Origin of the sequence: Microbacterium rhizophilum (genome assembly GCF_039605615.1) — a bacterium.
GTDB lineage: Bacteria > Actinomycetota > Actinomycetes > Actinomycetales > Microbacteriaceae > Microbacterium > Microbacterium rhizophilus.
Map to the genome: position 1 here is coordinate 145127 of NZ_JBCNUN010000008.1, position 12712 is coordinate 157838.

Consider the following 12712-nt stretch of genomic DNA (forward strand, 5'->3'; position numbering starts at 1 on the left):
ACCCGTCATCCACGAGGAGAAGCGCCGTGAAGCGGATCCTGAACATCGTCCCCGTGCCGGTGCCGGCGGAGGCTCTCGACGCGTTCGCCGGGCAGATCCCGCCCGGCGTGATGCATCCCGACTTCGTCAACGACTTCGTCGCGGCGCGCGCCGGCGCCCGGGTGATCGACAGCCCGTACGAGCAGACCCTCGCCGACGCGTTCGTGCTCGACGCCGGCGCTCGCGCGCAGGATGACGGCTACGACGCGGTGTGCGTCAACTCGATGAGCGACTCCGCGCTGCCCGCCCTGCGGTCGCGGCTGGACATCCCCGTGATGGCCCCCGCGATCGGCTCGATGCTTCTCGCGTGCATGCTCGGCAGCCGGTTCTCCGTCGTGACCATGTGGCCGCGCTGGCACGGGCTGTATACGAAGGCCGCGGCCCAGCAGGGCATCACGGGGCGGATGGCCTCGGTGCGCGACATCGGCACGCGGCCGGACGCGGCCGAGCTGCTGGCGGGCAAGGAGGAGTCGGTCTTCCCGCTGCTCGAGCGCGAGTGCCGCGCGGCGATCGACGGGGACGGCGCCGACGTGATCATCCTGGGATCGACCACGATGCACCAGTCGCACGCGTACCTGTCGTCGGTGCTCGAGGTACCCGTCATCAACCCCGGCGTCGTCGCGATCAAGCTCACCGAGCTGCTCGTGCAGTGCGGGCTGACCCACAGCCGCCGCGCGTACGCGGCTCCCGAGGATCCGCAGGACGACCTGTTCGCGCCGATCGGATGATCCGGGAATGACCGGCGGATGACCGCGGTTGGCTCACACGATGAGCAGCACCGCGATGATCCCCGCCCTGTCCGTGCTCGACCTGGTGCCGGTGCGCACCGGTCAGTCCAGCGTCCAGGCGGTGGCCGCCTCCATGGCGCTCGCGCAGCGGGCCGACGAGCTCGGATACCGGCGGTACTGGTTCGCCGAGCACCACAACATGCCCGCCGTGGCATCGACCGCGCCGCCCGTGCTGATCGCCGCCGCCGCGGCGCGCACGTCGCGCATCCGCGTTGGGTCCGGCGGCGTCATGCTGCCGAACCACGCGCCGCTCATCGTGGCCGAGCAGTTCGCGGCCCTCGAGGCCGTCGCGCCGGGGCGCGTGGATCTCGGCATCGGGCGCGCGCCGGGCAGCGATCCGGTGATCACGCAGCTGCTGCGCCGCAGCGGCGCGACCAGCGAGGTCGACCAGTTCCCGCAGCACGTCACCGACATCCTGAAGCTCGTGAGCGCCGACGGCGCGACCGTGCGCTTCACGAGCGGCGGCGAGTACGGGGTGCATGCGACGCCCGCCGCGACCGGGACGCCCGAGGTGTGGCTGCTCGGATCCAGCGATTACTCCGCGGCGCTGGCGGCGGCCTACGGCCTGCCGTACGTGTTCGCGAACCACTTCGCGGGCGAGGGGCTCGAGCGCGCCATGGAGCTGTACCGCTCGCAGTTCCAGCCGACCGAGGAGAACCCCGCGCCGCGCACCTTCATCACCGCGAACGTCGTCGCCTCGCCCACGCAGGACGAGGCAGAGGCCCGGGCGCTGCCGCAGCTGCGCCAGTTCGCCCGGCTGCGCACCAACAAGCCGATGCGGCCGCTGGAGACGGTCGACGAGGCGCTCGCGTCGGGATCCGATCCGCTCGAGCAGAGCATGATCGACCAGAACCGCGTCCGCTGGTTCGTCGGCACCGGAGCGGACGTCGCCGCGCAGCTGCGGGACTTCGCCGCGCGCCACGACGTCGACGAGGTGATGGTCTCCCCCGCCGCCGGCTCCTACGAGGGCGAGCCCCTCGACGGCTCCCCCGGTCGCGCGCAGACCCTCGAGCTGCTCGCCTCCCACCTCTCTCGCTGACAACACGTGTTGTGCACGAGAACACGCCGAATCCGCACGGAGATGGCATGTTCTCGCTGACAGCACGTGTTCTCGGCGAGGGGTGAGGGTGCCGCGCGGCGAGGAGTGAGGGTGCCGCGCGGGCGCGGCCGGGCGGGCGCGGCCGGGCGCTACGCCGCGGGGGCGATCCGGCGGCCGACGAGCACCGCGACGGCGGCCACGACCGGGTGCATGAGCATCAGGCCGACGACCGCGACCGGCGTGGTGCCGGGGATGAACGACGTGATCAGCAGGATCACGTCGGGGACCAGCGACACCAGGACGAGGACCGGGACGAGCACGCGCAGCAGCCGCGCGGGACGGCGCGCGCGACGCGCGATCAGCACCCAGCCGCCGATCCCGGCGAGGGTGCCCGCGACGGCGAACGTGAGATAGGCGACGGGCTGCAGCGGGCCGTAGGACGACGGTGCACCGGCCGCCGTCGCGGCGAGCGCGATGACGGTCGTGAGGATCGCGGACGCGACGGCGCCGGCGAGCACGAGCAGGGCGGAGGTGGCGGGCGATGCGGCCCGCGCGGTGGTGGTCATGGGGTCTCCCGAGGTCGAAGCGGATGCGGTCATCGCGACCGTAGGCCGCGCCGCGCCCGGTCCTGTCCGCCGTCGGGAGTAATCCGGCTACTTCGCCCGGAGTGCCCTCAGGCGTCGGGGGCGCCGGCGACGAGGCCGCGCAGCCAGTCGCGCGCCTCGACGAAGATCTCGTCGCTGTAGCGCTCGGGGTAGTGCACGACCGCGCGGTCCGCGCGCGGGTAGGAGCCGAGGAACACCACGTTCGGGCTGAAGCGCCGCAGGCCCATCAGGGCGTCGGCCATGCGCTCGTCCAGGATGTGCCCGTCCGCGTCGATCACGAAGCGGTACCGGCCGAGGGCGTCGCCGATCGGACGCGACTGGATGAGGCTCAGGTTGATGCCGCGCGTCGAGAACTGCTCGAGCATCTCGAGCAGCGTGCCCGCGCGATCCTCGGGCAGCTCGACGATCACGCTGGTCTTGTCGGCACCCGTCGGCGCGGGCGGGGTGGCCGGTCCGGTCACGAGCACGAAGCGCGTGACCGCGTCGGACGTGTCGCCGATGCCCTCGGCGAGCACCTCCACGTCGTGGTGCGCCGTGATTCCGGGAGGCGCGATGGCCGCGTCGGCCGGGCTGGATCCGTCGAGGATGCCCACGGCGCTGGCGACGTTGCTCGCCGCCGGCACGTGCTGGTGGGTGGGCAGGTGCGCGGTCAGCCAGCCGAGGCACTGGGCGTACGCGACGGGGTGCGCGCTGACGAGCTGCACGTCCTCGAGCCTCGTGGCGGGGGCGCCGACGAGCACGAACTCGACCGGCACGAGATACTCGCCGACGATCCGGAGGTTCGGGATCCGCGCGAGCGCGTCCTGCGCGGTCGAGACGCCGCCGTCGATCGAGTTCTCGATCGCGATCATCGCGGCGTCGCTGCGCCCATCGGCGACATCGGCGAGCGCCTCGCCGACGTTGTGCACCGGGCGCCAGATCTGGCCGCGCGCCTCGGGCACCTGCCCGAGCGCGGCCTCCGTGAAGGTGCCGGCGGGGCCCAGGTAGCTGTACGTGCGACGAGGAGCGGCATCCGACGGCATGGGCTTCAGCCTAGACCCGGCCCCGAGACGCCCCGCGTCAAGGCTCCGGGGCCGTCCTACGTCCTCACCGTGGTGACGTGGGAGACTGTCGGGCATGACGAGCCGCGCCGGACTCCCTGCCGAAGCATCCGATCTTGTCGACGTCGACGAGCTCATCAACGCCTACTACGACCGGATCCCGGACCCCACGCAGCCGACGCAGCGCGTCGCGTTCGGCACGAGCGGACACCGCGGCTCGAGCCTGAACACGAGCTTCAACGAGCAGCACATCCTCGCCACGACGCAGGCGATCGTCGACTACCGGACGGCGCAGGGCATCCGGGGTCCGCTGTTCCTCGGCCGCGACACGCACGCGCTGTCGCTGCCCGCCGAGCGCAGCGCGATCGAGGTGCTCGTCGCCAACGCGGTCGACGTGCGCATCGACGCGCGCGATTCGTGGGTGCCGACGCCGGCGCTCAGCCACGCGATCCTCGCTCACAACCGCGGTCTCGCCGCCGACGAGCCGGCCCGCGCCGACGGCATCGTCGTGACCCCGAGCCACAACCCGCCGGCCGACGGCGGCTTCAAGTACAACCCGCCGCACGGCGGCCCGGCCGACACCGACGCGACCTCGTGGATCGCGGCGCGCGCCAACGAGCTGATCGAGGGAAGCCTCGAGGGCGTGCAGCGCGTGCGCTACGCCGACCTCGACGCGGGCGCCATCGCGACCTACGACTTCCGCGACGCGTACGTGCGCGACCTGGCCTCGATCATCGACATCGACGCGATCCGCAGCGCGGGCGTCCGGATCGGCGCCGACCCGCTCGGCGGCGCCTCCGTCGAGTACTGGGCGCTGATCGCCGAGCACTACGGGCTCGACCTCACGGTCGTGAACCCCGACGTCGACCCGACGTGGAAGTTCATGACGCTCGACTGGGACGAGAAGATCCGGATGGATCCGTCGTCGCCGTCCGCGATGGCATCGCTCGTCGCGAAGCGGGCCGAGTTCGACATCCTGACCGGCAACGACGCGGACGCCGACAGGCACGGCATCGTCACGCCCGACGCCGGGCTGATGAACCCGAACCACTACCTCGCGGTCGCGGTCGACTACCTGTTCGCGCACCGGCCCGGATGGTCCGCCGACGCGGCGGTCGGCAAGACGCTCGTGTCGTCGATGATGATCGACAAGGTCACCGCCGCGCTCGGCCGGAGGCTGCTCGAGGTGCCCGTGGGCTTCAAGTGGTTCGTCCCCGGTCTGATCGACGGCTCCGTCGCGTTCGGCGGCGAGGAGTCGGCCGGCGCATCGTTCCTGCGCACGGACGGCACGGTGTGGACGACCGACAAGGACGGGATCCTGCTCTGCCTGCTGGCCGCGGAGATCCTGGCCGTCACCGGCAAGACGCCGTCGCAGCGCTACGCCGAGCTCGAGGCCGAGTACGGCGCCTCGTCCTATCAGCGCGTCGACGCCCCGGCCACACCCGAGCAGAAGGCCGCCCTCGGCAGGCTCGGTCCCGACGCCGTGACCGCCACGACGCTCGCGGGCGAGGAGATCACCGCGAAGCTGTCGCACGCGCCGGGCAACGGCGCCGCGATCGGGGGCCTGAAGGTGCAGACCGCGAGCGCCTGGTTCGCCGCGCGCCCGTCGGGCACCGAGGACGTCTACAAGCTGTACGCCGAGTCGCTGCGCGGGGACGAGCACCTGCGCCAGGTGCAGGACGAGGCCCGCGCCGTGGTCGCCGCCGCGCTGGGCGGCTGACCCGGGGCGCCGATCGAGCGCATGCGGGACGAGGGATCGGACGACGCCGCGCGCGAGGATGAGCACGCTGAGGCGGCGCTCGAACGAGCTTCGGAACTGCGCGAGGCAAGAGCCGCCCATCGGGCGGTGACGCGTCGGCACCTGCTGATGGGCACCGGGTACTTCGGCGCCCTCGGGGCTTCGCTCCTTCTCAGCGGCCCGTTCCTGCGCGAGCCCCAGGAGCGGACTGTGGACATCGCGCGCGCCGAGCCCCCACCCGTGCTGCGAGGCGACGGCTACTCGATCACCACCGAGGGCAAGGGCGTGTCGATCCTGCTCTCGGATGCCGAGGGGCGCCCGGTGCAGCGCTTCCCCGGCTACCGATTGGGGACCATCGAGGTCTGGGCGGGCACCGCCTCGATCGGGCTCTCACGCGACGGGGTGCGCGCGCTGATCGTCGACTACGACGTGCCGGGCGCCCCCGACGGGACCTCGATCCGCGGCACCTTCGCGCCGGACGGTCGCGTGCTCGACATCGTCTTCGACATCGTCGCGCCGGGCTCCGCGTCGGCGCGCAGCGGCATGCTCCGCCGCGAGCCCGTCGGCTCGGGCTGGGCTCGGGAGACCGCGGACGGCATCGCGGGGTGGACGCGCGACCCGCGAGGCGGAATTCCCTACCAGTCCGACGCACGGCTGGTGTACCGCCAGCGGATCGACGACACGACGCTCGCGATCATCACGGACACCGGATACACGCAGTGGCGCGACGGGCGCCGGCTGCACGTGCCGGGCCAGGCGGCATCCGAGGGCTCGTTCCGCGCGCATGCTCGGGTCATCGTGGGCGCGGAGGCGCGGCCCACGATGCTCGAGGCGCAGGCCGCCGAGCGGCCGCTCGCGGTCGAGCTCTCGACGGACCGGCCGTTCAATCTGTGGGAGAGCGCCGATGAGCCGCTCGTCGTCCGCGGCGCCGTCTGGAACGGAGGCGTCGCGCGGCGTCTGACACTCACCTGGACCGCCCGCGACTTCGATGGGGCGGTCCTCGCCGAGCGCACCCGGCGTGTGGATGCCGACGCGTCCAGCGTGGTCGAGGACGAGCTGCCGGTCACCCTGCCGGGTCGAGGCATCGCGTTCGTCGAGCTGACGGCATCCGCGTCCGGCGACACCGCCTACTCCCGCACGAATGTCGCGGTGCTGCCTCCGCACGAGTTCACCGACACGGCGGAGAAGTCGATGTTCGGGCTCGCAGCCGCCTACCTGCTCGGAACGGAGGAGGAGCGGAAGCTCATCAAGCGGATCGGGGTGCGACATGTCCGGCCCGCCCACTTCGACGCGAGCCAGCTGAGCACCTACGGCTTCACGCAGCACCGCGTGGTGTCGCCGGCGGATCCGGGAGCGTACGAAGGGGACTCCGCGGGGCTCGCTCGGCACGCGCGCCTCGAATTCGATACCGCGGAGAAGCTCAACGCGACGCACTACGAGTGCGCGAACGAGTGGAACATGAAGGGCGAAGGGCTCCTCAGCGGCGACGGCGCCGCGACCTACGTGAAGAAGTGGCTGCGGGCGTTCAGCCGCGAGCTGCGGCGGCGAGACAGCGACATGGGGCTGCTCCCCGTCGCGCTCGCGGGGATGGACGACGTCTACGCGCGCGCGATGTACGACGCCGGGCTCACGAAGTACACGAAGGCGTTCAACCTGCATCCGGGCCGCGGCAACGTCACCCCCGACTACGTGCCGAAATCGGGTACGTACTGGAACTTCCTCGGCTCGGTGCGCGCAGCGCGCCGGATGATGCGCGACCACGGCAACGCCGACGGCGAGCTGTGGCTGACCGAGGTGTACGCCCCGACCCGGCCGAACGCGTGGCGCGACGACACCTACCGCCACGCCGCCGAGAACGTCGTGCTGACCGCCGCCCTGGCGCTCGCCGAGGACGTCACGGCGATGCTGTGGTTCCAGCTGCACGACAACGTCAAGACCCATCCTCACGGCGCGAGTCCGGGCAACCGCGAATTCCACCATGGCCTCCTGCTGCGGGACCGCAGCCCGAAGCCGTCCCTGCTGGCGTTCGCCAACATCGCCGAGCAGCTGGACGGCGCACGCTTCGCGCGATGGCTCTCGTTCGCGGATGCGCCCGACCGGCGTGGCATGCACTTCCATACGCCGCGCGGTCCGCTGGTGATGCTGTGGAATCGTGCGGATGGCCACACCCTGAACGCGAGCCCCACGCGCGACGGCAGCTTCTTCGCTGCGCCCGAGCCCTGGGTCGACACGTGGGACACCAAGGAGAAGGTCCGCCTGCCCGCGGCCCGCGAGAACGTGGTCGAGATCGACGCGATCGGACGACGGCGGACGATCCGAGCCGAGGATTCCACCGCGACCGTCACGCTGGACGGCGCCGCACGTCTGTACTACGGACTCGACATGGAACGACTGCGGGCGAAGAGGGACTGACGAGTGGGCACAACTCCCCACGCCGCCACACCGATGCGTCACCTTCCGTTCACCTTCACGTCGCCCGGCGCTCGACCGAGGCGAGGACCGTGGACGGCATGACGATCACCTCCCCCGGACCCGACGCGGCGATCCGTCCCGAAGACGAGACGCGCCGCCGCCCGCTGCTCAACCTGCTGATGACGGGTCGCACGCACGGCAAGCGAAGCCCCGTCACGTGCCTCTACAAGTGCGACAACGCGTGCTTCCACCCGGCACCCAACCCGTCGGACAACGCGTACTTCCGTGACGTCGCCGCTGCCGCGCTGAGCCGCCGGGCCGTGCTCGCCGGCGGTGCCGCGGGGGCGAGCGCGCTCGTGCTCTCGGCCGCCGTCGGGGGCGGCGATCCGGCATCCGCCGCGATCGCGCAGGCCACGGGCCGCGGGGGCGGTCGCGCGTTCGACTTCCAGCCGATCGCGCCGGTCCCCGCCGACGTCGACGCGGTGACGGTGCCGCGCGGCTTCCGCTGGACGCCCATCATCCGCTGGGGCGATCCGCTGTTCGACCGCCGCGACGCGTTCGACCCGACGAAGCAGACCGCGAAGAAGCAGGCGCGGCAGTTCGGCTACAACAACGACTATCTCGACATCATCGTCGAGCGGAACGGCCGCGAGGCGCTGCTCGTGGCCAACCAGGAGTACACGAACCCCGGCATCATGTTCCCGCCGGCGGCGGACGAGGCGGAGCGCCTCGAGCAGCTGCGGGTGTCGAAGGCCGCGCACGGCATGGCAGTGGTGGAGCTGGAGCGCCGCCGCAAGGGCGAGCCCTGGACGTACGTGGTCGGCGGCCGCCGCAACCGCCGCATCACGGCCGACACCCCGATGGTCTTCACGGGTCCGGCGGCCGGATCCGCCCTGCTCACGACCGTGGCCGACCCGCGCGGCCGGTTCCCGGTCGGCACGTTCGGCAACTGCGCCGGGGGCACCACGCCGTGGGGCACCGTGCTGTCGGGCGAGGAGAACTTCAACGGCTACTTCCGGGCCGAGGGCGTCAGCCCCGAGCAGAAGCGCTACGGCCTGAGCTCCGCCGCGTCGAGCTACGGCTGGGAGGCCGTCGACCCGCGCTTCGATGCGCGTCAGCCCGGCTACCGGAACGAGCCGAACCGCTTCGGGTGGATCGTCGAGATCGACCCCGAGAACCCGCACGAGCCGCCAGTCAAGCACACGGCGCTCGGGCGCCTGAAGCACGAGGGCGCGAACGTGACGATCGGCCGATCCGGTCACGCCGTGGCGTACATGGGCGACGACGAGCGCTTCGACTACCTGTACAAGTTCGTGTCGCACGACCGCTACCAGCGCGGCGGCGGCCGCGGCGCCCGCGCCCACAATAAGACGCTGCTGACGCGCGGATCGCTGTACGTCGCGAAGTTCACGGGCGACTCCCCCGCCTCGGAGATCACCGGCACCGGCGCCCTGCCCTCGGACGGCAGGTTCGACGGGACGGGCGAGTGGGTGCCGCTGGCGATCGACGGCCGCAGCATGGTGCCCGGCTTCACGATCGACGAGGTGCTGGTGAACACGCGCCTCGCCGCGGACGCCGTGGGCGCCACGAAGATGGACCGCTGCGAGGACGTCGAGCCGAGCCCGAAGACGGGCCGGGTGTACGTCGCGTGCACCAACAACACCGACCGCGGCAAGGTGGGCGGCAAGGAGAGCGCGACGGAGACGAACCCGCGCAACGACAACCGCGACGGCCACGTGATCGAGATCACCGAGGCGCGCAACGACGCCACGTCGACGCGGTTCGGCTGGAGCATCCTGCTGCTGTGCGGCGACCCCGCCACGAGCCCCAGCACGTACTTCGCGGGCTTCCCGGTCAGCCAGGTGTCGCCCATCTCGTGCCCCGACAACCTCACGTTCGACTCGGACGGGAACCTGTGGATCTCGACCGACGGGCAGCCGGGCACGATCGGCTTCGACGACGGCCTGTTCCGCGTGCCGCTCGAGGGGCCGGATCGCGGCCACGTGCAGCAGTTCCTCGCGGTGCCCCGCGAGGGCGAGACATGCGGCCTCGTCGTGCACGACGAGGACGGCAGCGTCTTCGTCGCCGTGCAGCACCCCGGGGAGAACGGCACGTGGGACGCGCAGCGGTCCTATTTCCCCGACTACATCGAGCCGGGCGCGCTGCGCGGCGGCAAGTGGGGCGGACCCCGCCCGTCGGTGATCCAGGTGACGCGCGCTCGGTAGACGCGACCGCAGCCCCCTCGGGCCCCCGCCCGAGGGGCGCTCCTCCGATCAGCGGATGCGGATCTTCGCGGCCGCGGGGTGCAGCAGGAACCAGCGCCAGCCGTAGGGTTCGAGGTCCAGGGCGACCGGCGCGCTCGCATCGATCGCCTCGCCCGTGACCCGATCGGTCAGCACGGCATCGGCGGTCCCGTCGCCCGCGTCCACCGTGACCCGGATGGATGTGCCCTCCGCCGCGAAGCTGTGGAGCGCGAGCATCGCCCAGTCCTCGCCGCGGCAGACGTGCGCGAGGACCTCGCGCGGCCCGCCCGTCAGCACCTCGAGCTGCGCCCACGCCTGCTCGGGCGTCGACCGATACAGGCCGATCACCTGGCGGAGGTGGGCCAGCAGCGATCCGGAGTCCCGCAGCTGGTCGTCGACGTTCACGTTCTCGGGTCCGTACGGGCCCTTCGGCGGCTTCCGCACCCAGCGCGACGGGCGCGCGGTCGAGAACCCGCCGTCGGCCGACCACTGCATCGGCGTGCGCACTGCGAGCCGGCCCTGGACGTCCAGGTTCTCGCCCATCCCGATCTCCTCGCCGTAGAACAGGATCGGCGCCCCCGGCAGCGCGAACATCAGCGCGTACACCATGCGCGTCGCGCGCTCGTCGCCGAGCATCGGCGGCATGCGCCGGCGGATGCCGCGGCCGTAGAGGCGCATGCCCTCGTCCGGGGCGAACGCCTCGAACACCTCCTCGAGCTCCTTCGGCTCGAGCTGGTCGAGCGTCAGCTCGTCGTGGTTGCGCACGAAGTTCGCCCACTGCTGCGACGAGTCGACCTCGGGGCGCGCGCCGAGCATGTCGCCCAGCGGCCGGGCATCGCCCCGCGCGAGCGCGAGGTACAGGCGCTGCATCCCGGCGAAGTCGAACTGCAGCTGCAGGCCGTCGCGCGCCTGGCCGAACCACGACTTGCCCTGCTCGTACGGCATGTTCACCTCGCCGAGCAGGAACGCCTCGGCGCTGCGCCGGGAGAGGAAGCCGCGCACGCGCGCGAGGTGGTCCACTCCGTTGTACTGGTGCGTCTCCGATCCGTCGGCCCCGGTTCCGCCCGCGTTGGACCCGCGTGCTCCCGCGTCGCCGGTCCCGCTGTTGAACATGAACGGCACGGCGTCGATGCGGAAGCCCGAGATGCCGATCTCGAGCCACAGACCGAGGTTCTTGTCGATCTCGCGGCGCACCTCGGGCAGGGCCACGTTCAGGTCGGGCTGGTTGCTCAGGAAGTGGTGCAGGTAGTACTGCCCGGTCTTCTCGTCCCGCGTCCAGGTGGTGTCCTCGTCGCCCGGGAACACGGGCGGATCCGGCTTCTCCGGCGGCTCGTCGCGCCACACGTACCAGTCGCGCTTCGGGTCGTCCTGCGAGCGCCGGGCCTGCTGGAACCACGGGTGCCGGTCCGACGTGTGGTTCATGACGAAGTCGATGATGATCCGGATGCCGAGTCCGCGCGCCACGCGGATCAGCTCGACCATGTCGCCGAGCGTCCCGAGGCGCGGGTCGACCGAGAAGAAGTCGGTGATGTCGTAGCCGTCGTCGCGCTGCGCGGTCGGGAAGAACGGCATGAGCCACAGGCACGTGACGCCGAGGTCGGCGAGGTAGGGCAGCCGGGAGATGAGACCCGGGATGTCGCCGACCCCGTCGCCGTCGGAGTCCTGGAACGTCTCGATGTCGAGGCAGTAGAACACCGCGTGGCGCCACCACAGGTCGGCCGCGTCGATCGGGATCGGCGCGCGCCGAGCGCCCGCCAGCATCTGCTGCTGCGAGATCCGGTACCGGGTCACGACGCGCTCCTCAGCTCGGGCAGGACGCGTTCGCCGAACGTGTCGATGAACGCCTCCTGGTCCGCGGGCGCCGCGCCGACCTGATGGAGCATGACGGCGTCGAACCCGACGTCCGCGAGCTCCGCGATCCGGTCGCGGTGCACGGACGGATCCGCCGAGACGATGATCCCGGCCCGCAGCTGCTCGTCGGTGGCGGCGTCCGCGCGGCGCGCGAAGTCGTCGGGCAGCGCGATGTCCCAGCAGTCGGGCGCGGGCACGGCGCCGTTGCGCCAGTCGCGGCGGGCCATCGCGAGGGCCTCGTCGTCGGTCGACGCGAGCGCCAGGTGCACCTGCAGCCGCGCGGGGCCGCGCCCGCCCGCGTCGCGGTACGCCTGCAGCACCGCCTGCGCCGCGCGCGGATCGCACCCCACCGTGATGAGCCCGTCGGCCCAGGCCGCGTGCTCGGCGGCGGACTCCGCCGAGACGGCCGCGGCCACGAGCGCCGGCGGCTCGGCCGGCAGCGACCAGATGCGCGCGCGGTCGACGCGCACGAGGCCGTGGTGCGTGACCTCCTCACCGGCCAGCAGCGCGCGGATGACGTCGACGCACTCGCGCAGCCGCCGCTCCCGCGTCTCCTTGTCGGGCCACGCGTCGCCCGTGACGTGCTCGTTCAGCGCCTCGCCCGATCCGAGCGCCGCCCAGAACCGGCCCGGGTTCATCTCCGCGAGGGTCGCGAGCGCCTGCGCGGTCGTCACCGGGTGCGTGCGCTGCCCCGGCGCGGTCACCATCCCGAACGGCAGCGAGGTCGCCTGCAGCGCGGCGCCGAGCCACGAGAACGCGTAGCCGCTGTGACCCTGCTCGGGCAGCCAGGGCGCGAGGTGGTCGGAGCACATCGCCGCGTCGAAGCCGGCCTCCTGGGCGCTCACCGCGTGCCGCAGCAGCCGGGACGGAGGGATCTGCTCGTGCGAGCAGTGATAGCCGTACGCTGTCATGCCCCCATGCGACCGGATCAGGTGCCCCCGAGAAAAGGGGGTTGCG

The 12712-nt window shown here is 72.2% G+C and carries 9 protein-coding genes; 5 read left to right on the plus strand and 4 right to left on the minus strand.

Annotated elements, in window-relative coordinates; all coding sequences use genetic code 11:
* The first annotated feature begins 26 nt into the window (after positions 1 to 26).
* Complete coding sequence (locus tag AAD528_RS13525) at positions 27 to 767, plus strand: aspartate/glutamate racemase family protein (protein ID WP_345752604.1); 741 nt, start codon at positions 27 to 29, stop codon at positions 765 to 767.
* Between the two features lie 40 nt (positions 768 to 807).
* On the plus strand, positions 808 to 1866 hold the full coding sequence (locus AAD528_RS13530) for an LLM class flavin-dependent oxidoreductase (RefSeq protein ID WP_345752605.1): 1059 nt from the start codon (positions 808 to 810) through the stop codon (positions 1864 to 1866).
* Positions 1867 to 2015: 149 nt separating this feature from the next.
* Here the strand turns inward: AAD528_RS13530 and AAD528_RS13535 are convergent, their stop codons facing one another.
* Both AAD528_RS13535 and pheA read right to left on the minus strand, forming a co-directional pair.
* The gene (locus AAD528_RS13535) at positions 2016 to 2432 is read right to left on the minus strand and encodes a DUF6069 family protein (RefSeq protein ID WP_345752606.1); all 417 of its coding nucleotides are present in this window, start codon (positions 2430 to 2432) and stop codon (positions 2016 to 2018) included.
* A 107-nt stretch (positions 2433 to 2539) separates the two neighbouring features.
* A complete protein-coding gene (gene pheA, locus AAD528_RS13540; protein WP_345752607.1) occupies positions 2540 to 3493 on the minus strand; it encodes a prephenate dehydratase in 954 nt (317 codons plus the stop codon).
* Positions 3494 to 3587: 94 nt separating this feature from the next.
* Here pheA and pgm point away from each other — a divergent pair, with 94 nt between their 5' ends.
* The 3 genes from pgm (at position 3588) to AAD528_RS13555 (ending at position 9886) form a co-directional block, all read left to right on the plus strand.
* The gene (pgm, locus tag AAD528_RS13545) at positions 3588 to 5231 is read left to right on the plus strand and encodes a phosphoglucomutase (alpha-D-glucose-1,6-bisphosphate-dependent) (protein ID WP_345752608.1); all 1644 of its coding nucleotides are present in this window, start codon (positions 3588 to 3590) and stop codon (positions 5229 to 5231) included.
* A gap of 126 nt (positions 5232 to 5357) precedes the next feature.
* Positions 5358 to 7661: a hypothetical protein gene (locus tag AAD528_RS13550; RefSeq protein WP_345752609.1), complete on the plus strand. Its 2304-nt coding sequence runs from the start codon at positions 5358 to 5360 to the stop codon at positions 7659 to 7661.
* A gap of 98 nt (positions 7662 to 7759) precedes the next feature.
* Positions 7760 to 9886 (plus strand): PhoX family protein, encoded by a 2127-nt coding sequence (locus AAD528_RS13555; protein WP_375339625.1) that lies wholly within the window; start codon positions 7760 to 7762, stop codon positions 9884 to 9886.
* Positions 9887 to 9934: 48 nt separating this feature from the next.
* Here the strand turns inward: AAD528_RS13555 and AAD528_RS13560 are convergent, their stop codons facing one another.
* Both AAD528_RS13560 and AAD528_RS13565 read right to left on the minus strand, forming a co-directional pair.
* Positions 9935 to 11695 carry an alpha-amylase family protein gene (locus tag AAD528_RS13560; RefSeq protein WP_345752610.1) on the minus strand — a complete coding sequence of 587 codons (1761 nt, stop codon included), beginning with the start codon at positions 11693 to 11695 and terminating at the stop codon, positions 9935 to 9937.
* A complete protein-coding gene (locus AAD528_RS13565; RefSeq protein WP_345752611.1) occupies positions 11692 to 12666 on the minus strand; it encodes a TIGR03885 family FMN-dependent LLM class oxidoreductase in 975 nt (324 codons plus the stop codon). Before AAD528_RS13565 ends, AAD528_RS13560 begins: the two co-directional genes overlap by 4 nt.
* Positions 12667 to 12712 lie beyond the last annotated feature (46 nt).